The sequence below is a fragment of the Gilliamella sp. wkB292 genome (genome assembly GCF_001690235.1).
In the GTDB taxonomy this organism is placed as follows: Bacteria; Pseudomonadota; Gammaproteobacteria; order Enterobacterales; family Orbaceae; genus Gilliamella; species Gilliamella apicola_F.
Window position 1 is genome coordinate 13,661 of sequence record NZ_LZGO01000069.1, and the last position, 20,028, is coordinate 33,688.

Consider the following 20,028-nt stretch of genomic DNA (forward strand, 5'->3'; position numbering starts at 1 on the left):
GTTCCAATTTTAGATGCTTTATATCAAGAAATAAAATGACAACAATTTGAATCATTGAATTATAGGAGAACAATGTGAAACTACAGTTTTTGGGTACAGCAGCCTCGGAAGGTATCCCAAATCCTTTTTGTAAATGTGAAATCTGCGAGAAAACCCGCATACAAAAAGGTAAAAATATCAGGAGTCGAAGCTCCGTTATCATTGATGAAATCATGCAAATTGACTTTGCACCCGAATTTAGTTACCAAGTCATGCGAGAAAATATTGATGTAACTAAAATCAAAGATTTGTTATTTACGCATACCCATCCAGACCATTTTAATGTCGGTGATCTATTTAGCCGTATGGTAGATTATGGCTTTAACATTGATCACCCGCTTTATATCTACGGCAATGATATTGCAATAAATGGGTGCTTACATGTACTACCAGGTTACAGCCCTGAACGCTTTGTTTTTAATTTATTGGTCCCGTATCAGACTATTACCAGCTCTGCTGGCTATCATGTAACGCCTTTACTATCGAATCATGCAAAATGGGAATTTTGTTTCATCTACTTAATTGAAAAAGATGGGAAAACTATTCTTCATGGTCATGATTCAGGCTATTTTCCTGAACTCACTTGGCAATGGCTTAAAAATAGCGGCAAAAAAATTGATTTAGCTATCTTTGAATGTACCTATGGCTATAAACAGAACGACCGCACCAATAATCATATGAGCATTGAAACTGTGATCGCCGCACAACAACGCATGATTAGTGAAAATATTTTCCATGATAAAACACAACTAATAACGTCGCATCATTCACATAGTAGTGGCTTTATGCACGATGAATTAGTGGAAATATTCAAACCTCATAATATAGAAGTCGCTTATGACGGCTTAATAAAAACAATTTAATACGGAGTTTTTTATGTTTAAAATACCACGTCTACTGGTAATGATGTTTTTACAATATTTTGTGCAAGGTGCATGGAATATGGTTATTGGGGCTGTACTCGCTGCTTATGGATTAAAAGAGATTGTTGGATCAACTTACTCTGTATTAGGTATCGCAACCATTATTTCACCGTTATTCATTGGCATGATTGCGGATAGATTTATCGCATCACAAAAAGTGATGGGCATATTACATATTCTTAATGCCGTTGTATTATTCTTGATCCCGAACTTTGTTGAAAACGGCAATATTGCTGGCTTTTTAATCATGATTTTCATCGTTGGTTTATTATTCTATCCAACAACGGCATTAGCTAATAGCGTTAGCTTTAGACATATAGATGGTGTGCGCTGGTTCCCGATTATTCGTGTATTTGGTACCATCGGCTTTATGATTGTAGGGTTAATTCTTGGTTACACGGGTTTTTCTAGTTCTATCAATTCATTTTTACTTGCTTCAGGTGCATCTGTGGTTTATGGCATTTATTGTTTCACTTTACCTAATACACCACCAACTAGCAAAAATAAAAAATTCTCTTTGCGCGATGCGATGTGTTTAGATGCATTATCACTATTTAAAGACAAATACTTTACTATTTTTATGTTATCAACGTTTATCTTAATGATAACTAAAACAGCTTATAGTGCTTATTTACCGGTTTATCTACCTGTTTTAGGATTAGAGCCTGCATCAATGATGCAAATAGCTATCGCCACTGAAGTTTTATTTATGTTCCTTTTATCTTTCTTATTAGGTCGTTTTGGTTTCAAAAAAATCATTTTATTTGGCGCAATTTGCTGGGTTATTCGTAGTTTGATGTTATCGTTAGCCGCGACTGCCGACGGTAGTACGATGTTCTTTTACATTATTGGCACATTACTTTTACAAGGTGTTTGTTGGGACTTCTTCTTTACCGCTGGTGATATTTATGTAGATAAAAAAGCAGGACCAGAAATCAAAGCACAAGCGCAAGGATTACGTTTTATTGTTTCTAATGGCTTTGGCGTATTTATGGCCGCATCGGTTTGTGGATTTATCAACAATCGCGTGGTTACCGAAAAAACGCTGCCAAATGCTGGGCCACAATGGCAAGAGTTTTGGATCTATCCTGCTGTAGTGGCAGCCATTGTTGCTATTGGTTTTTGGTTATTGTTCAAAGATAAAGATGTAATTATGGCCCCAAAAGAAAAATCAAAATAATCTGATTTTAATTATTGAATTAAACAATATTGTTAGTGTGTTTATCATTAGCAATATTGTTTTTTTATCTCATCATTAATTAAATCAATAACTTGTTTTGAATCGTATTGCTTAGTCATCCACTTTGATAAATAATTGCCTATGATGTTTTCAACACACCTTAAATTCACAGCCTCACCTTTTATACTATTTTCACGAATACCGTTAGCGTACTGCTGCTGAGCCACAGTAAGCCACGGATAACTATTGATAATGCGTTGATTTTGAAAAATAGAGTTTTGTGCCGTTGCCCCACCCAATAACGCAATTTGTTCACTAATTTCTGGTGAATATAGCCAATCAAAAAAAGATTTTATTGCTGCATCTTTTTGACTGTACTTTGATACACCTAAAGAACCACCACCAAATAAAGGCTTATTACCCGGCACTTTAGCATACCCCACCAACGGCAAAATGTTACGATGATTTATACAACTAAACAAATTCATATAAACAATTAGCATCGCTAGCTTGCCTTGTTCAAATAATTTCACTGAATCTTGCCACCAAGTGGCATTTATATTTTTAGCTAGTTTAATAAAAGAGTGTAATTGAGTTAACGTTGTAAGTGCTATAACAGTATTGAGCTGTGGTTGGGAATGATTAAATAATTTTCCACCTTGTGCATAATAGCGGACTAAGAACTCGGAAGCGATAAGTTCATCATTACCTGAGGTAAAACAACTACCAAATTCTACTTGCGACTCCCCATTTTGCTGTCGATTAAAAAAAGCCGATATTTGATTAAAATCAGCAAAATTAGTCGGTACATCAAGTTGTTGACGAAACTGTTCAAAATAAGCGCGTTTAATTAAAGGATCATCAAAAAGATCTTTACGGTAAAAAAGCATCTGCACACTTGGATCGAACGGCAAGGCATAAGCGATATTATTCACATAACTAAAACGGTCTATTATTTCAGGTGTATAGCGTGCAAAGATGTGAGATAAATCAATTTGCAGCTCAGATAATGGCTTAAATATTGAAGGGGCAAACCAAGGTAGCCCTGCCATATCAATCCGAATAATATCCAGATATTTATGATGTTCTACATGATTAAGTATGTGATAAATCTCATCAAAAGGTTTAACTATTAAATTAACGTTAATACCACTTATTTTGCTAAAGTGAGGTAATAATTTGGCTACGGCTTGGGTTGACGGGCTGGGAAGAATTAAAAAATTAATTTCATCACCATAGTTAGTCTTGTCGTGGGGCAATGAATCAGGAAGTAAGGTAAATCCTTTATTTTCAGGTAAAGTAATTGGCTGGTCCTCAATTAGATTGGCAATTTGCCGACTTAATATCCCATAATTCATATGATATTGATAAAAATGGTTTTCATAAAAAAAACTATTCTTCGTTAATGTATAAATTGGTGGGCAAGGTTGTAAACTTCCAAAATAATTAGCATTTCGAACAAAATGTGCGCGCTCCATATCCATGGTAATGATGGCATCGTACCCTACTTGCTCATTTGCAAAAAAATTGAATGATAAATTATAGGTACTATTTGAAGGCATTGAAGCAATGCAATTTATATCGACATGATAGTTTTGTTGCTTAAAGGTTTGCTGTAAACCTTTTTTGAAAGATTGCGAATGAGTATGTTGGTCAGAGTTACTAAATAAACCGATATGCCGATAATTATTTTTTATCATTTCGCACGCAATATCATGCCCAGCTTTTTCAAAATCTAATGATATGAATTTCAGCGCGGATTTTGGTTTACGATAAACAAAAATAATTTTTTCTTTGTCTATTTTTAACGTTTGGTAATAACTTTGTGCACTATCTAAAGCGCTTACCACAATTACCGCATAATCGCGTTTTACTGCAATTTCTTGGATGAGTTGTAATTCAAACTCTTTTGAATCATAGGTTAAATATAAGGTTAGTCCATAACCTAATCGATTTAAATAACTAAAAAGCCCATCATATAAATCGGCGTACTGTTCAGAGGTAATATTGGGTAATAAGACCGAAATCGTTTTGGTCGTTCCTTGTTTTAAAAACTTTGCTTGTAAGTTTAGTTGATACCCTAATGCTTGAGCGGCTTGCTCAACAAGTTTAATTTTTTTGACACTGACATTACCGCGACCATTTAGTACATTTGACACCGTACCATGTGATACACCTGCCATTTTAGCGATATCTTTGATCGTTGCCATTAATCTTAAACTCCATAAATAACCGGTAATAAACCACTCAAATTAACTAACTATATGATAACGTGTTGATATTAAAATCTTATTTTAACCTTAGATTATCACTCTATTTAATTTAAGTTTGTTGAATCTTTATCAAACTTGAAAATGGAGCCTAACGATTAGGTTAGTTTTAATAAGATGTTTAGCATTATTGTTTTTTGAAATCAAACTCGCTTATTAACCAATATTAAACATTCAATTTAACCATCTATTCCAGCTCTGTTTTACTATTGCCCTTTCCTGTGTAAAACAAGAATTATCAACAGTACCGGGTAAAACTTGCAAGGCCAAACGATGAATTTCGTTACGCATGTCGATATAAGCTTTTGTCAATTGCTGCGCTTGTTCACTATCCATAATTTGATATTTTGCAGCCAACTCTAAAATACGTACATTATCACTCCATTGCGTCATTTTAGGTTGTTGATGAGCATAATTAAGTACCAAAAACTGAGACAAAAATTCAATATCGCCAATCCCACCTTCATCAATTTTTAAATTAAATAAGTCTGATTGTGTGGAGCCTAAATGGCTTCTCATCTTTTCGCGCATCTCTCGTACTTCAGTTTTTAATCGATTTTCATCTCGAGGCTGGCTTAAAATACTATGACGAATCTGATTAAAGCGATGGATGAGTGCGGGTTCTCCATAAACAGCTCTTGCTCGAACCAACGCTTGGTGTTCCCATGTCCATGCTTCATTCATCTGATAATCTTCAAATGAATCCAAACTACACGCTAATAGTCCTGCATCACCTTGTGGTCGCAAGCGAACATCAACTTCATAAAGAATACCAAAGCTGGTTCGTACATTAAATAGGTGAATTATTCGTTGTACTAATCGTAAGTAAAATTGGCGACTATCGATCTGCTTATCACCATTGGTCATGCTATGAACGGGGCAATCATGTAAAAAAACTAAATCTAAGTCTGAACCGTAGCCCAGTTCCCATCCACCTAATTTACCATAAGCAACCACCACCAATCCTTTCTGGTTATCCACTAAATAATCAGGTTTACCATAACGACTAACCATCTGATTCCAGGCCATTTGAACAACAAAATCAAGGAGCGATTCTGCAACATAGGTTAAATGATCACTGACTTTCATGGTCGATAATACATGTTCAACATCAGCCGCCGCGATGTGCAGTAGTTGCATTTGTTTGAATTGCCTTAATGCCTCAAGTTGTTGTTCTTCATCATCCGATAAAATACGTAATAAATATTGATAAAGTTGGTTTTTATATTCATCTGGAGCGGGCGTTTGATACAATGAATTGATATCAATTAACTCATCAAGCAAAATTGGATAATGCGCAAGCTGATCGCTAATCATAGGCGATGCACTACATAATCGAATTAATTGTTTTAATGCAGTTGGATATTCTAATAACAGTTCTAAATAGGTGGTACGGCTTACAATATTTACCAATAATGGCAAAATACGTGATAATACCATCAAGCTATGGCTATGACTGTCATTACAGCAAGCATCAAGTAAACGTGGCATGAGCTGATCGAGTATTTCTCGTCCACGTACGCCGATAGTGCGTTTACCAATATCATCACGAAACTGTAAAAGTAATTGGTAGAGCTGATTAGCTTTCTCATCTGAATAATCAGGTAATACTGCTTGCACATCACTCAATTGCAAATCAGGCACCCATAATTCATCAAATTGGTCATTATAAGGTTTAGTTTTAGTAGAGGACTCATTATCATCCTCACCAATTAATTCATTGAATATTTGTCGATTCGCCTGCATTCGAACAAATAATTCCGTTTCAAATTCATGCCAAGTGCCAAACCCCATAGACAATGATAACCGAGCTTTATTTAATTCATCGTCGGGAAGTGTTTGTGTTTGTTCATCATTGATTGCTTGCAACACATTTTCACAACGACGTAAAAATAGGTAGTTTTCACGTAAAATTGAGACTTCTTGATAATTTAATAACTGTTCATGCTCAATGACTTGTAGTGCGGTTAACAGCGAACGAGTCTGTAATCCAACAACTCGCCCGCCACGAATAAGTTGAAAAACTTGTACAATAAATTCAATTTCACGAATACCGCCTGCACCCAATTTGATATTATTTTTTAAACCTCGACGACGAACCTCACGTTCAATCATACTTTTCATGTTACGCAATGATTGTAATACACTAAAATCGATATAACGACGATAAACAAATGGCTTAAGAAGTTGATAAAGTTCAACAGTATAATGATCTTGTTGATTACCAAGCACTTTTGCTTTAACCATCGCATAACGTTCCCAATCACGACCTTGTTCTTGATAATAGTCTTCCATCGACGAAAAACTTAAAACAAGCGGACCACCATCGCCTAGAGGACGTAAGCGCATATCAACTCGGTAGACAAAACCATCCTCGGTAACCTGATCTAATGCCCTAATTAAACGTTGTCCCAAACGCGTAAAAAACACAGCATTGTCTAATTCGCGACGACCGCCTTGTGTTTGTCCATGTTCAGGATAAGTAAAAATAAGATCAATATCAGATGAAAAATTAAGTTCTCCGCCCCCTAATTTTCCCATACCAAGAATAAGTAAAGGTTGCGCTTGCCCTTGCGAATTACACGGCGTACCCCACTCTTTACAACTCAGTTCATAAAGCCAATCTCGTGCGGTGATAATAATCACCTCAGCCAAGTGAGTAAGTTGCAATAAAATTTGCTCATCGCTACTGGTTTGTGTTAATTGTGACCATTCAAGCCTCACTAAGATATAACGCCTAAATAATCTTAACGCTTTCATGAGCGTCAATTCATCAGATACCAACGCTAACTTTTGATTTAACCATTGTTGATAGTTACCTCTTTCATCAGCCTGAGGAGGATTGTTAACAATGTCTGTCAGCCATTCTGGAAAGCGACAAAAAGCATCAACGACAAAATCACTTTGAACCAAAATATCTAAATTAACTTGAACATCATTAGGATCACATTCAGTCAATTGTGAGATAATTTTCTGTTTTTTATCATTAAATAGTGAAGTTAATTCTGACATATTATTAGCTCATACAAAATTGGGTTGATTGACAAGTTGACGCTGTTTAAAAAACAGTTTTACCGATACTCTAGTGACAAAACAACTTAACACGCACAAAATCAAAAGAAATAGGTACCACAAACCTATTTCTATGGTGTCTGATATATATTCATTTGAGATTAATTCCATCAATCGGATTAATCCAAACATCAATGCTAACGTTAAACAACAAAGAATTAAAAAAGCCCATAATGAACTCAAGATCAGTTTTTTTATTTCTAAATGTTTTTTTACAGCCGTAAAACAGTTACGTAAGGCAAAATAACCTAATGTATTTACAACAATTAGAAAAGTAAACAATATGCCAGTTCTAACCAAATTAGCAAGCAAAGACGTATAAAAAACGTTCTGTATGTAAAAAAAACTAAATAACAAAGTTAAAAAGTACCAATTAAATAGCGCGATATACAATGATAAATGTAAATTTTTATTTTGCTGCCTAGTTAGGCAATAATGGGTATAAATAAGGTATTTTTTAAATAATTTCATGCCTAAATAAAACATCATTGCTATCACAATATAGTCAATTATCATCAATACTATAACCACTATCCAAGAGGTTAATATAGACAGTATCGATGCTGAACTTTGATTTAAGAGAGGATCAATATATTGATTTAGGTAGTATTGACTAACCATCGTTATCAATGTGATGACAATTGAAATAATGAAAATAAAACTGATATTACGCCATTGGATTTGATAAATAGCTTGTCGAGATAAAAGCAGTGTTGAGATAATAAAAATAAATAATAAATTGGGTAGTTGAATTAAGAAATGCGTTAAAAGAACATTACTCCCTATCGAATAAAACGATCCCTGCCCGATGGTTGGTGAAAAAAACAGGCTAATGTCAAAAAAACAATAATAACCTGTTAGCAAAATAACGTTAATTAGCAGAAAAAATAATATCGTCAATAAAGGTAATTTAAAAAAATTAACGGGCATTTAATGTTCCATAATGATTTAAAACATATTGCTAAAATACTACCGGTTATTTTGAGCTAATAACATTAACTTCAATTTAGTATTTACCTCACTATAAGCAAAATCGCTTACTGATTTAATCGATTGTAACGCATGCTGCCATTGATTGAATTCAGGTTCAATTAAAACACCCTTTTCTAACAAAGTTTGTTGAACTTGTTGTAATGTGTGTTGATAAAAGTTGAGATCGTTATTAGCTAAGGCATACTCTTCATTTTGTTGCCAGAATTTTAAAATATCAGGTAAGCTTTGTTGATAACTTAAATTAATTTCACTGTGGTTAATTGGTTGATTTTTTAATAAACGATAACCTCTTGCTGCTTTACTTTGCGAAAAAAGGTGCAAATTAAACCGAGCTAATTCAATAGCAAAATTAATCAAATCTTGCTTATTACCTTGTTTTATTTCTAATTCAACTTCTTGGATTGGTAATTTTGTTCCATTAGACTCGATTTCACCTTGGTCTAAAGCTACTTCTATTTCGCTATTAGCAAATAAAATTAACCAAGCTTGGCGTTTAAAATTGGTGCTAAATAAAGGCTTAAGATGATTTTGTAGTTGGTTAATATCGCAATCTTTTGGTAATGCAGTTTTAGGCAAAACCGTTATATCAAGGTGTGGGCTGGGTAAATCAATATTGTATTCAGCGCGTTGATGCAAACCCGCTATTGATTGAGAATCACGCTTGAGAGTCATTTCACAATGTTGATTTGAACCTTGTTCACTTACTCTAACTCTTAATCCACAGCCATTATTACGCAAATAATAGTCTGTAGTATCATAATAAGTGTTTAATAGGGTTAATTGTGAAATTCTTGGCTGCGTTTGTCCACTATCTAGATACTCAGCAGCATCACAATTAACCCACTGGTTTAAAAACAACGTTAGATCAGCAATTTGGCGATTAGTTATTTCAAACTTCAATTCGATTTCGTTCATTAATCTATAGTCTATAATGATAATTTACACATATCATATACCGATTTAACTGAGAAATACAAATACTCAAGGTGCCAACGAAAAGGTTTGTTTTTGTAGCTTATAAAGCTTAGCAAACAATTGATTGTTATCCATTAATTGTTGATAACTACCTTGTTCGACAAGAGTACCTTTATCTAATACTATTATTTGATCTGCCGAAATTACGGTTTTTAAACGATGTGCAATAACAATTACCGTGCGATCTTTCACCAGTTCAGCAATAGCTTGCTGAATATAAACTTCATTTTCGGGATCAAGTGAAGCTGTTGCTTCATCAAGTAACACAATTGGCGCATTTTTTAATAAAGCTCTTGCTATTGAAATACGTTGTCTTTCACCACCAGAAAGCTTACTACCATTCTCACCAATTAAAGTATTCCAACCATTTGGTAAGCGTGCAATTAACTCATCACAACGTGCTTTTTTTGCAGCTTGCATCACTTCTTCATCTGTCGCATTATGGCGACCAATACGGATATTATTTAAAATGGTATCATCAAATAACACAACATTTTGAAAAACAAACGACATATAACGCATCAAGGTTTCTGGATCGACATCTTTAATATCATATCCACCAATGCTAATTTTGCCACTATCGACATCCCAAAAACGCGCAATTAATTGTAATAACGTACTTTTACCACTGCCAGATGGGCCGACTAATGCTGTCATTTTTCCTGAGGGTATAACGCAACTTAAATCGTGAATAACAGTTTTTTGATGATAGGAAAAATTAATATGATTAATATCAATTGTGAAATCATTTAAAACGACATCATCACGACCTTCCATAACTGATTCTTTATTAAGGCTCTTCATACGCTCAATCGAAACCAACATATGAAACAGTTCAGGTAATAGCGTTAGTACCGAAATTAAAGGACTGTAAATTCGAGAACTAATTATCACAAATGCTAAAAAAGTAATGGGTGCTAAGCTACCTGAAACCATTAATTTTACCCCCACTAATACCACTACCCCCAGCCCTACCTGTAACATCATGATAGATAACGTGACAAATATACCGCCAATGCCTTCGAATTTAATCGATGCCCACATCATATTCTTTAATGCTTTATCCAGTTTTTGAAATTTTTCTCCACTGCTTCCAAAACCTTTAATAATTTTGATACCGTCAAGATATTCTTGTACTTCATTCGACACTGCTAATTTGGATTCAATATGCTTATGGCTTAGTTTTTTTTCAATCATCTTACCGACAACTACAATCAGCAATGATAATGGTAATGTACACAATATGGCTCCAGCCATTCGCCAGTCATAAAAAGCAAGTAAACTGCAGGTAATTATGCTACTAAACGAATAACCAATTATTTGGGGGATAACGTGACTTAACATACTTTCAATCGTTGAGCAGTCACCCATGATATTGGTCGTCAATTCAGATAAATCCTTACGATTAAAAAAGCTTAGGGGAAGTTTTCTAATTTTTTCGGCGACTTCAATTCGTGTATTAGCGGCTTGTCCAAAAGCACTCGCGTAAGTTTTTTTATATTCTCGTTGATAACAATATAAAAATAACAAAGCGGCTAAAACGCCAAAGGCAAGCATTATCCATAAATCATTTTTATTAATAGGCACATTATTGATTAATGGGTTTATCAGTAACACCATAACTTGCAATAAAATAATAAAAGGTAGCATTAATGTCAGATTAGTAATAATGCAAGCAACCGTTGCTTGAATTAGATTTTTGTTTCCCACATCTGACAGCATCAGTAAACGTTTAAACATCTCGCACCTCATTAACATGATTTATTTGCCTATCATTTGCTTCAACTGCCTGATTACTTTGTGGCATATCCCAATCTAATGTTTTTTGATAGTACTGCCACATCTTGTAATAGGTTGCATGATTGTCAATTAGTGTTTGGTGCGTACCTTTTTCAACAATATGACCTTTATCTAAAACAATTATCTGGTCGGCATCTTTGATGGTAGACAACCGATGGGCAATCATAATGACTGTTTTATCTTTCATTAACGCTTTTAATGCTAGTTGAATTTTATATTCATTTTCAGGATCGGCAAATGCCGTCGCTTCATCCAAGATCAAAATAGGCGAATTTTTTAATAATGCTCTTGCAATAGCCAAACGCTGCATTTCACCCCCCGATAGATGTAATCCTTGTGTACCAATAACAGAATTATAGCCATCCGGTAGCTTTTCAATAAAATCATGACATTGTGCCGCTTTCGCAGCAGCAATCACTTCATCAAGTAATGCATGAGGTTTGCCGATTCTGATATTGTCTAAAATGCTTTGTTTGAATAAAAAAACATCCTGAAAAACAAAACTGACTAACGATAACAAGTAATCACTCTTCATCTGCTTTAAATCAACACCACCAATAGTGATATGCCCACTGGTAGGATCAAAAAATCGCGGTATCAGTAAAGAAATGGTACTTTTACCACTGCCAGATAAACCAACTAAAGCTGTAGTTTGACCTTGTTTTGCAGTGAATGTTATATGACTGATTGCATTATTATTGGCAGATTTCTCATCAATTTGATTGTTATAGTAAGAAAAATTTACATCATTAAAACATATATCATAATGATCGGTTGTTGAACCATTTTTAGGTTCAACCAACAAAGGCATATTTAATACTGCATCCATAGTTTGCACACTAGTTGTTGAATTTTGAAAATTCCTAGTGACATAAAGTAATTTAAAGAACGGTGCAGGTAACCCTAAAGAAAAAATCAAATAAAAAATAGCAGACAAAATAAAATGAGCGTAATTATCTGTATGCCCTAATAATAAAATAATGATAGGTATAATAAAAAGATAAATATTATTTAATATCAATAGGAAAAAAGCCATATGATATTTAAAACAATAGATAAATTTTAAGCAATATAACTGGTAAGCTTTAATTGATTCATAAAATCGTTTAAACGAAAAAAAGGTTTGATTGAAGGCTTTAACGACAGTAATACCACGAATATATTCGACAGATGCATTACTCATGTCAATCAATCTTTTTTGAAATTCGTGTTGATGATGTTTAACATCTTGACGTTTATAACCACTGATTAACACAATATAGGCAAGCATTATAGGGAATAACGTCGCTAAACCTAATCGCCAATCAAAGACAGCTAAAATAATTAAAATAATAACAGGGGAAGCAAACGCCCCAACCATATCGGGTAGTTGGTGAGCGATAAATTGTTCAATTTTTTCGATATCATCATCAACAATCTTACGTAATTCTCCACTCGAATGCGTGTAAAAAAAACCTAATGGCAATAAGGATAAGTATCTTACAAAATTATATTTTAAATGATAGAGAGTTTTAAAAGCTGCAATATGCGAAAAACATAATCCCAAAAAGTTCAATAAAATAGATACAGCTGCTGAAATAAATGCTAACCAACCATAATTGATAATTAAATCATTATTTAAAGCCGCACCACGACTGATACTCATTACAATTTCATTGATAATAAAATAGACGGCGATAAATGGGATAAAAGAAATGGCTACACTAACAATTGAAAATAGACAAGCGAAAGTAATTAAAACCTTATAATTAAATGCTAACGCCCAAAGTCTTGAACTTGCAGTCTTATTACTGGACTTCATAAAATGAACCAACTATCATTTAATAATAATAATCATTATCAATTATAAAAAATAAAATAACAATATCTTTTGCCTATTTAGTTAATACAAAATAGCTATTGCAGTTATAGATTAATTATTGATCAGCATAGTATTGAGCCTTGCTTACATCAATGTAAGCAAGGCATTAGTAAGGTTTATAACAAGGCAACCAACCTTGTTATAACAGTTATGAAAGGTTAATTATTTTACAACTCGGAATGGATTAGTTGGTTTTTTATTGGTTGTTCCAGATTGTGTGTCACTGTTTTTGGGCTGAGCATGATATTGAGGTTCATCTTCAAATCCCATTCCTACCCCATTTTCTCGTGCATAAATAGCTTCAATGGCAGCCATTGGCACAACAATATGTTGAGGAACACCAGAGAATCTAGCATTAAACTCAATTTGTTCATTAGACGCAAAATATTGACCTACTGAATGTGGCGCAATATTTAAGACTATCTGATTATTTTGGATAAATTCTTGAGGAACAATCACACCATAAATTGAAGTATTAACAACAATATATGGCGTTAGTTCATTATCAATAATCCAATCATAAAAAGCCCTAAATAAATAAGGGCGTCTTGGTGTCATTTGTTCAAGATCCATAAAAACTACCTATTTCAACAGTTTTATCAACGAGATAAAAATTTATTTAAGATCTTATCTTTTTCTCATCTTCGGTTAATGAGTTAACAAAAGCTGGACGTTCAAAAATGCGTGCCATATAAGCTAGATAATTCTTCTCGGCTACTTTTGGCAATTCAATACCAATCATTGGTAAACGCCATAGTAATGGGGCAAAATAACAATCACATAATGTGAAATCATCACTCATAAAATACGGTTTTTCTTTAAACATAACCGAAATTGAAACCAAATCATCAAGCAAATTTTTACGCGCAGTTTTTGCAGCTTGGCTGTTAGGATCGGCAATGATGGTTTCATAAGCGCTATACCACTCTTTTTTAATGCGGTACATGGTTAAACGAGAATTTGCACGAACAATCGGATAAACAGGCATTAAAGGTGGATGAGGGAAGCGTTCATCAAGATATTCTAACGCAATATGAGGTTCATACAATGTTAGATCGCGATCAATCAAAGTTGGAATTGTACCATAGGGATTAAGATCTAAAAGTTCTTGAGGTAAATTATCTGCCGTTACAAACTCAATTTCAGCAGTTACCCCTTTTTCCGCCAGCACAAAACGAATTTGATGGCCGTAAATATCTGTTGTATCACAAAATAATGTCATTACAGAACGTTTATTAACAGCAACAACCATGTTCACTCCAAATATGCAAAATTAAAAAAGTTTAGAATTTAACTATTCTAGCAAATTGGATAACAAATTTGTTAAAAAAAATTAATTTTCTTGTTATCTTTCTCTAAACAATAGCAATTTGACAAAAGTTTAAGGATAAATATACATCTTAGAACAAAGGATTGAATTTAGTTAACGTGATAAACTAAATTAAAAACAATAAATTAATAAAATTAATGTGTTTTATCAATTAACAAAATTACATTTACCCGTCAGACTATTAATTAGCATCTAATTACAATCCATATAAAAAAACCCAGTCGAAACTGGGTTTTTGCAAACAATTTTGTAACCTTTGTACAAAAAATAATTAACGTTTGCTGAATTGTGGACGACGACGTGCTTTGCGTAGACCCACTTTTTTACGTTCAACTTGACGCGCATCACGAGTAACAAAGCCCGCTTGACGTAATGAAGAACGTAAAGTTTCATCATATTCCATTAATGCACGAGTAATACCGTGACGAATCGCACCCGCTTGACCTGAAATACCACCACCTTTAACAGTGATGTAAAGATCAAGTTTGTCAGTCATTTCAACTAACTCTAAAGGTTGCATCACAACCATACGAGCAGTATCACGACCAAAGTATTGCTCTAATGAACGTTTATTAATAACGATATTTCCACTACCTGGTTTAATAAACACGCGAGCAGCAGAACTTTTGCGGCGACCTGTACCGTAATATTGATTATCAGCCATCTTCTATCCCCTTAAATATCTAATACTTGCGGTTGTTGTGCCGCATGATTGTGCTCATTACCAGCATAAACTTTTAGTTTACGGTACATTGCACGACCAAGAGGACCTTTCGGTAGCATGCCTTTGACAGCAATCTCGATGACTTGTTCAGGATGACGTTCAATCATTTCTTTAAAAGTCGCTTCTTTAAGTCCACCGATGTAGCCAGTATGACGATAATAGATCTTATCAGTGCGTTTTTTGCCTGTTACAGCAACTTTTTCTGCATTGATAACGATAATATAATCACCTGTATCAACATGTGGTGTATATTCTGCTTTGTGTTTACCACGCAAACGGCTTGCGATTTCAGTAGCTAAACGACCTAACGTTTTACCTGCTGCATCAACAACATACCAGTCGCGTTTAACTGTTTCTGGTTTAGCTGAAAAAGTACTCATTCGTAATTATCCAATTTTTAATTAATCTCACGTTAATAAATCATTTGATTTATTTACACTTTTTGATTGTTGCTATTAACTAACTAACCCCTTCGAGTTGTTACATTAACTTTGACAACCGAAAACAGTGTTGGGAAAAACACTGTTGTAACGTGGGTTGCAATATTATACAGAAATATAATAAAAGCGCTACATTTTAAATAAAAAATCATGGCATGCGAAAACACTTGCTGATAAACTCTAAGCAAACTTTCAATAACGCGTTAAAAATTAGATGGAAAATTTAATTCAACTTACCGAAAAAGATTATATAAGCAAAGGGTTACACCGTAAATGCTATCACCATCCTGATGATCCGAATAAGTGCATCAAAGTCAATTATAATCAAGGGGCAGAAGAAGAAACCAACCGCGAAATAGCCTATTATAAGCATCTTATTAAACGCCACATATCATGGGATGCATTAGCACAATATTACGGTCCGATAAACACTAATTATGGCCAAGGTCATGTGTTTGAACTCATTCGTGATTATAACGGTGAAATAGCGACTCCACTTGAAAAATATTTGTTGGATGAAGAGCTAACCAAACAATATTTTGATGCATTAGTCATCTCGCTAAAAGCATTAAAAACAGCATTGTTAAATGATCGAATTATTACTATGACAATCAAAAGTAAAAATATTCTATTTCAACATTTATCACCAAAAGAAAATCGCTTAATTATTATTGATAATATTGGTAATTCGACATTAATTCCTATCGCTAATTATGTTTCTTATTTTGCTAAAGCCAAAATTGAACGTACTTGGCAACGGTTTTTAGCTTCATTAATCAGAGAAAACAAACACAATCAGTTAATCACTCAATTAGTTAACGAGGTGAATCAGTAAGGCGCAAAGTTGCTACTGCACCTTTGATATTATCTTGTCTATTGCTAAGGGTGAATACGCCATGATGTAAATTAGATATACGATTAACGATGCTTAACCCAAGCCCTATTCCATTATGTTTTCTATCCATACGGAAAAAAGCTTGGGTCAGTTTTTCACTTTTTGACTCATCAATGCCCATCCCTTCATCGATAACTGAAATAACGATATCTTTGTCGTCTTTAACACAACTAACAGTGATGTTAGTATTTTCAGGGCTATATCGGTGAGCATTTTCGACTAAATTACGAACTAATAGACGAATTAACGTCGCATCACCATTAAACGTTACAGTATGGTCAATAACCTGCCACAAAACTAACTGATTTTTTTGCGAAGTTAATTCGCTTAACTCATCGGTTAATGGGATCATGACATCTTGATAAAAATTAATTTTTTGATATTGACCAATAGTAAATTTTTGACTGGCTCTAGCGAGCATCAATAATTGTTCAACTGTATTGACTAACCGATCAATTCGTTCAATTAATTCATGGCAATCAATGTGATGTTTAGTTTCTAATAATTCCAAATGGAGACGAATACCGGCTAAAGGCGTTCGCATTTCGTGAGCAACATCAGCAGTAAAAAGTCGCTCTTGTGATAACGTGTTATTCAATCTTAAAAATAGATTATTTAGTACCGTAGTAATCGATTTGATCTCTCGCATATTACTAATTGGGGCAATGGGTTTAAGATTTTCTTCAGTACGTTGGTTAAGATCGTGCTCAAGAACTTCTAGTGGTTTTGTTATCCATTTAATTGCCTTATAAGCTAAAAATAACGTAACTAGCATCATCGAAAAAGCTGAACAAAATAAAGCAAAGATAGCTTCAAGTTCTTCATGTTCGACAACTTCGTCAATTTTATTTTGGCTTAAAGTTAAATTTACTAAAACATCAATCTGTTCTTTACTTTCATGCCATAACCAAAACACGGTGATGATTTGACAAATCAGCATAATAGCGCCCAAAGTAAAAAATAGATTCCAGCGAATTGTGTGACGAATTTTACTGATAGAATTTATGATCATAAAATTTTTTCTTAATTGATTGTGCATAGTTAATCGTCTTGAGTATTAAGCTGATAACCGTAACCTCTTACAGTGCGTATCAAATTTTTACCCAATTTATTTCGTAGCCCATGGATATAAACTTCCAGTACATTTGAACTCGGATCACTTTGCCAATCATACAAATCATTTTGTAACAGATCTCGATGGACTTTTTCACCGGCTTTTAACATTAATCGAGATAACACAATAAATTCCTTAGGGGTAAGCATCACTTCTTGATTAGACATAATGGTCTTTTGTTGTTTTATATCAATGGTGATAGGACCATAACTAATAAGGTTTTCGGCAATTCCCTGATGCCGACGTATTAGCGCTCGAATGCGTGCTAATAATTCGGTCAAAGCAAAGGGTTTAATTAAGTAATCATCCGCACCAAGATCTAATCCTTGAACCCTATCTTCGATAGTATCTCGAGCGGTTAATATCAGTACTGGTATACTAATTTTATTTTTACGCCAGCGAGTTAAAAGCTCAAGTCCATCACAATCAGGCAAGCCAAGATCTAAAATAATTAAACTAAATTGCCCAAATAATAAATGTTGTTCAGCTTGTTCTCCTGTTGCCGCCACTTCACAAACATAACCATTAGCGGTGATACCATCATACAACCCTTTTTGTAACAGATTATCATCTTCAACAATTAATATTTTCATGATTTTTAAACCTATCCACGAGCATTTTTACAATAATTCAAGCTATCGAGTGATTGATTATACTCTTTAGTCTGAATAGCAAAAATGCCTAATAATAAATGAAACAAATTATCATGCGATAAAAGGTCCTGTTTTGCATGATTTTTTATACATGCTGTATTGATACGATTTAACTTTGCTAAATGCTGAGAAATCCACAAAATAAATGGAATTTTAGTTTGTTGTGCTGGCGCAATTGAATAAGGAAAACTGTGTAAATATAGACCATTTTCACCTAACGATTCGCCATGATCGGATAGATAGATCAGCATTGTGTTATAGTTATTTTGCTTACTTTGTAAAAGTTCAATCGTTTGATTGATAATATAATCAGTATACACAATCGTATTATCGTAAGTATTAACCAAACTGCCTGAGTCACAATTAGTTATCTGATTAGTATCACATGTTGGCGTGAATGTTCTAAATTGTTCAGGGTAGCGTTGATAGTAATTTGGACCATGACTACCTAAAGGATGTAAAACAATTAAGGAATCTTTATCAAGATGTTGCAGCTTTATCGCTAACTCCTTGACAAGCACTTCATCATAACACCCGCCATCTTGGCAAAGTTTGCTGCCGCTATTTATATACTTTTTAGTTATATTTTCATTTTCAATCCTGTTGCAAACACCTTTACAACCAGTATTATTATCCAACCAAATCACATTTATACCTTGTTTGTTTAGAATATCGAGTATATTTTCTTGGCGTAAAGCTGAAGCTTCATCGTAATTTTTACGTTCCATATTCGAAAACATACAAGGGATAGAAAATGCAGTATAAGTACCACACGACGTTGTATTTTGAAACGAGATAACATCATCACGTTTGCTTAACAAAGGCGTTGTGTTTTTACCATAACCATTTAGTGCAAAATTTTCACTACGCGCTGTTTCGCCAACAATTAGCACAACAACTGTTTTAATAGATTTACTGTCACTATCAACAACTTGCCGATGAGCATCATCCCCAATCGTTAAAAAAGGGCGATGTTTATTTTGTTCAAATTGATATTGTCCATATAGTGCACCAATATAATTGGATGGAAGTAGATATTTGATTATTTTGCTATTATTGCGCATAAACGTAGCATAATTTTTGTAAAAAATAAGTGCAATAAGCCCGACCAAAAGCAGCGCTAATAACACAATCATGACATGCTTAAATAAAAAATATAATCCTATCGTTCTTGGTTTAATTTTAACAAGTATAATGACAACACAGGGTAAAACACCTAACAGTAAAATACAGTTTATTAATTCAAATGTTATCATTGGTGCCGATTCAGTAAAACTCGTCTCTAACGTATTTTGCAACATACTGCGATCAATCATAATGCCAAATTTGAGCATAAAATAAGAGAGTGCTGAACCGATTATGACTAAACTACTTGCTACTATTTTAACTAACCATTGATTTAATAGCAGAGTTAGCAGGATAAAAATGGTACAAAAAACAACAACAGGCATGGATACAAAAAAGGCAATATTTTCAAAAGAATCTAAAGATAATTTGATTAAAACTTGTTTGTAAAAACTGATATTCAAAATTGTCGCTTGATATACTGCAACTGACACGATCAACGTACGCAGTGATATAGGACGAGATAAAAGCATTTGAATTATTCTTTTCATAAAAAACCTATACTACATTTATACCTATCCCTAAAGGAAGTTCATGTTTAGCTATCAACGTTAATGAATATGTAAAAAATGAATGATGTTTATTTAATAAAAATAATATTCAGGGAATAAAAATCATTGATAGAAATTTATAA

Annotated in this window: 15 protein-coding genes; 3 read left to right on the forward strand and 12 right to left on the reverse strand. The window is 33.8% G+C overall.

Annotation, left to right across the window (positions count from 1 at the left end; genetic code table 11):
• Nucleotides 1–74: 74 nt before the first annotated feature.
• Entirely contained in the window at nt 75–902 is an 828-nt protein-coding gene (locus A9G09_RS09330) for an MBL fold metallo-hydrolase (RefSeq protein WP_065634565.1), read from the forward strand.
• Nucleotides 903–915: 13 nt separating this feature from the next.
• Nucleotides 916–2,142 (forward strand): MFS transporter, encoded by a 1,227-nt coding sequence (locus tag A9G09_RS09335; protein WP_065634566.1) that lies wholly within the window; start codon nt 916–918, stop codon nt 2,140–2,142.
• Between the two features lie 47 nt (nt 2,143–2,189).
• Here the strand turns inward: A9G09_RS09335 and A9G09_RS09340 are convergent, their stop codons facing one another.
• The 9 genes from A9G09_RS09340 to rplM form a co-directional block, all read right to left on the reverse strand.
• Nucleotides 2,190–4,352 (reverse strand): extracellular solute-binding protein, encoded by a 2,163-nt coding sequence (locus A9G09_RS09340; RefSeq protein WP_065634567.1) that lies wholly within the window; start codon nt 4,350–4,352, stop codon nt 2,190–2,192.
• A 234-nt stretch (nt 4,353–4,586) separates the two neighbouring features.
• Nucleotides 4,587–7,424: a bifunctional [glutamate--ammonia ligase]-adenylyl-L-tyrosine phosphorylase/[glutamate--ammonia-ligase] adenylyltransferase gene (gene glnE / locus A9G09_RS09345; protein ID WP_065634568.1), complete on the reverse strand. Its 2,838-nt coding sequence runs from the start codon at nt 7,422–7,424 to the stop codon at nt 4,587–4,589.
• A gap of 1,029 nt (nt 7,425–8,453) precedes the next feature.
• Nucleotides 8,454–9,392, reverse strand: a complete 939-nt coding sequence (locus A9G09_RS09355; RefSeq protein WP_065634570.1) for an inorganic triphosphatase — start codon at nt 9,390–9,392, stop codon at nt 8,454–8,456.
• A gap of 66 nt (nt 9,393–9,458) precedes the next feature.
• Nucleotides 9,459–11,192 carry an ABC transporter ATP-binding protein gene (locus A9G09_RS09360; protein WP_065634571.1) on the reverse strand — a complete coding sequence of 578 codons (1,734 nt, stop codon included), beginning with the start codon at nt 11,190–11,192 and terminating at the stop codon, nt 9,459–9,461.
• Nucleotides 11,185–13,053, reverse strand: coding sequence for an ABC transporter ATP-binding protein (locus tag A9G09_RS09365; protein WP_065634572.1), 1,869 nt, complete (start codon nt 13,051–13,053; stop codon nt 11,185–11,187). The genes A9G09_RS09360 and A9G09_RS09365 overlap by 8 nt, the downstream gene beginning before the upstream one ends.
• A 222-nt stretch (nt 13,054–13,275) precedes the next feature.
• Nucleotides 13,276–13,686 carry a ClpXP protease specificity-enhancing factor gene (locus A9G09_RS09370; protein WP_065634573.1) on the reverse strand — a complete coding sequence of 137 codons (411 nt, stop codon included), beginning with the start codon at nt 13,684–13,686 and terminating at the stop codon, nt 13,276–13,278.
• A 46-nt stretch (nt 13,687–13,732) separates the two neighbouring features.
• Nucleotides 13,733–14,365 (reverse strand): stringent starvation protein SspA, encoded by a 633-nt coding sequence (sspA, locus tag A9G09_RS09375; protein WP_065634574.1) that lies wholly within the window; start codon nt 14,363–14,365, stop codon nt 13,733–13,735.
• A gap of 349 nt (nt 14,366–14,714) precedes the next feature.
• Nucleotides 14,715–15,107 (reverse strand): 30S ribosomal protein S9, encoded by a 393-nt coding sequence (gene rpsI / locus A9G09_RS09380; RefSeq protein WP_034901366.1) that lies wholly within the window; start codon nt 15,105–15,107, stop codon nt 14,715–14,717.
• Between the two features lie 11 nt (nt 15,108–15,118).
• Nucleotides 15,119–15,547, reverse strand: coding sequence for a 50S ribosomal protein L13 (rplM, locus tag A9G09_RS09385; RefSeq protein ID WP_065566227.1), 429 nt, complete (start codon nt 15,545–15,547; stop codon nt 15,119–15,121).
• A gap of 274 nt (nt 15,548–15,821) precedes the next feature.
• Between rplM and A9G09_RS09390 the strand changes: the two genes are divergently transcribed.
• Nucleotides 15,822–16,442: a YrbL family protein gene (locus A9G09_RS09390; protein WP_065634575.1), complete on the forward strand. Its 621-nt coding sequence runs from the start codon at nt 15,822–15,824 to the stop codon at nt 16,440–16,442.
• On the opposite strand, the gene pmrB is transcribed toward A9G09_RS09390, so the two are convergent.
• From pmrB to eptA, 3 genes are read right to left on the reverse strand one after another with little or no spacing between them, the layout of a single operon-like run.
• Nucleotides 16,423–17,514 (reverse strand): two-component system sensor histidine kinase PmrB, encoded by a 1,092-nt coding sequence (gene pmrB, locus A9G09_RS09395; protein WP_065634577.1) that lies wholly within the window; start codon nt 17,512–17,514, stop codon nt 16,423–16,425. The two genes, A9G09_RS09390 and pmrB, sit on opposite strands and share 20 nt — an antisense overlap.
• 29 nt (nt 17,515–17,543) lie before the next feature.
• Nucleotides 17,544–18,209 carry a two-component system response regulator PmrA gene (gene pmrA, locus A9G09_RS09400; RefSeq protein ID WP_065634576.1) on the reverse strand — a complete coding sequence of 222 codons (666 nt, stop codon included), beginning with the start codon at nt 18,207–18,209 and terminating at the stop codon, nt 17,544–17,546.
• Nucleotides 18,210–18,220: 11 nt separating this feature from the next.
• The gene (gene eptA, locus A9G09_RS09405; RefSeq protein ID WP_081297538.1) at nt 18,221–19,885 is read right to left on the reverse strand and encodes a phosphoethanolamine transferase EptA; all 1,665 of its coding nucleotides are present in this window, start codon (nt 19,883–19,885) and stop codon (nt 18,221–18,223) included.
• Between the last annotated feature and the right edge of the window lie 143 nt (nt 19,886–20,028).